Origin of the sequence: Acinetobacter sp. YT-02 (genome assembly GCF_002412355.1) — a bacterium.
Taxonomy (GTDB): domain Bacteria; phylum Pseudomonadota; class Gammaproteobacteria; order Pseudomonadales; family Moraxellaceae; genus Acinetobacter; species Acinetobacter towneri.
Window position 1 is genome coordinate 1 of record NZ_NOZT01000100.1, and the last position, 1044, is coordinate 1044.

Annotated in this window: 2 pseudogenes; both read left to right on the top strand. The window is 40.5% G+C overall.

Going from position 1 to position 1044, the window contains the following annotated elements:
• Positions 1 to 177 (top strand): annotated as a pseudogene (locus CF596_RS14460) (IS30 family transposase); the annotation flags it as partial.
• 332 nt (positions 178 to 509) lie between these two features.
• A pseudogene (locus CF596_RS14465) lies at positions 510 to 1044 on the top strand (transposase); the annotation flags it as partial.

Below are 1044 nucleotides of genomic sequence, written 5' to 3' on the forward strand. Positions count from 1 at the left end.
CAATATTTACCTAAAGGGATTGATTTAAATCAGGCAGATCAGCATTATTTAAATCAAGTTGCCATGTCACTGAACACTCGTCCTAGAAAAGCGTTAGATTGGCTTACACCATTAGAGAAGTTTGCTCAGCTTGTTGATTATCATAAGGCTTTTGAAACTGTCGCACCTCATGTTTGAATTCGCCCTCTATTTACGTTCTCTGATATTAAGATATTCTAAAATTAACATAATACACCTTATACGAAATGTGTTATAATTTTCCTTAGAAATCAATGCTGTAGTTTCTAGTTTATAGCCCAATCACACCCGATTGGGCTTTTTTTATGATTTTTCATGTTTCACGCCTATTCTTTGACCAATGTTTCACGACTTTGTTCATATTAGTTAAACAATCGTGGTTAATCATAGGGGCTAAAAAAACAGCTCCAAAAGCCGAGGGGTAATCCCCCCTAAAAATAATAGGATCTAAAAGTAGAATTTTCTCTTAAGATACGAGCAGGAGATTCTGCATGAAAACATCTAAATTTACTGACAGCCAGATCATATCCATTTTAAAACAGGCGGAGTCTGGCACACCTGTAGCCACCCTTTGTCGTGAACATGGCATGAGTAATGCTACCTTTTATAAATGGCGTACCAAATATGGTGGTATGGATACATCATTAATGGCTCGACTGAAAGAGCTAGAAGCCGAAAATACCAGACTTAAAAAGATGTATGCGGAAGAGCGATTAAAGGCCGAAATCATCCAGGAAGCGATGGCAATGAGCAGCACTGCTGCGCAAGGGTAAAGCCATCTTGCCGGCGTAAGATGGCACAACAGGCAGTTGCCCAGCATGCCATTAGTATTCGTTTGGCTTGTAAAGCATTTGGCATTAGTGAAACCTGCTACCGCTATCAAGCCTAACTCAGCGATGACAATGCACTCATTGCTGAACAGCTCATTGAACTCACTGAGGAAAATTCCGACTGGGGCTTTGGTTTGTGCTTCTCGTATTTACGGCATGTTGAGAGTTGCTGCTGGAATCACAAGCGGGTTTACCG